Annotated in this window: 1 protein-coding gene and 1 pseudogene; both read right to left on the bottom strand. The window is 42.0% G+C overall.

From position 1 onward, the window contains the following. Positions 1-246 (bottom strand): annotated as a pseudogene (locus A2517_RS06635) (50S ribosomal protein L11 methyltransferase); the annotation flags it as partial. After that, the gene (locus A2517_RS06630) at positions 246-620 is read right to left on the bottom strand and encodes a chemotaxis response regulator CheY (protein ID WP_294895344.1); all 375 of its coding nucleotides are present in this window, start codon (positions 618-620) and stop codon (positions 246-248) included. The pseudogene A2517_RS06635 and the gene A2517_RS06630, both read right to left, overlap by 1 nt. Positions 621-641 lie beyond the last annotated feature (21 nt).

Raw genomic sequence — 641 nt, 5'->3', positions numbered from 1 at the left:
CCAATCATCATTTTTCTCTTTTGTAAGGGTCATCTCGACATCAACAACTGCACCTACCGCACGCTGAAGTGCTTCGGCGAATTGTTCAATCCCCCACATTACCGTCTCTAAGTCTTCTTCACTTCGAACGATAAATCCATCATCAATCTCTTCAAATCCAACGGGTAATACATCGACAAGAAAATCACTAAACAGCTCAAGATGCGATGATGGTTTTACCACCAGCATATAATAGTAATCTTGCATTAACCCTCTGTACCGAGTACTGCAGCAAGCTTTTCTTTGAGTACTTGAGGAGTAAACGGTTTAACGATATAGTTGTTTACACCGGCTTTGAGGGCAGTAATAACTTCCGCTTTCCCCCCCTCTGTCGTAACCATAATAATAGGAAGATCAGCAAAACGCGCATCAGCTCGTACTTTTTTGACCAATTCCAAACCGTTCATTTCCGGCATATTCCAGTCGGTAATCAACATTCCCATATCGGGATTTTCATTCAGAACCGACCACCCTTGGACACCGTCTTCACCTTCTAAGACATCTTCATAACCGAGTCGAGAAAGTGTATTTTTGATAATACGGCGCATTGTCGAGCTATCATCTACAACCAATAATTTCAAAGCACGTCCTTTTAATGATAC

Source organism: Sulfuricurvum sp. RIFOXYD12_FULL_44_77, from assembly GCF_001830725.1.
GTDB lineage: Bacteria > Campylobacterota > Campylobacteria > Campylobacterales > Sulfurimonadaceae > Sulfuricurvum > Sulfuricurvum kujiense_A.
Note: the sequence above shows the minus strand (reverse complement) of the source record. Positions and strands in the feature narration are given on the sequence as shown.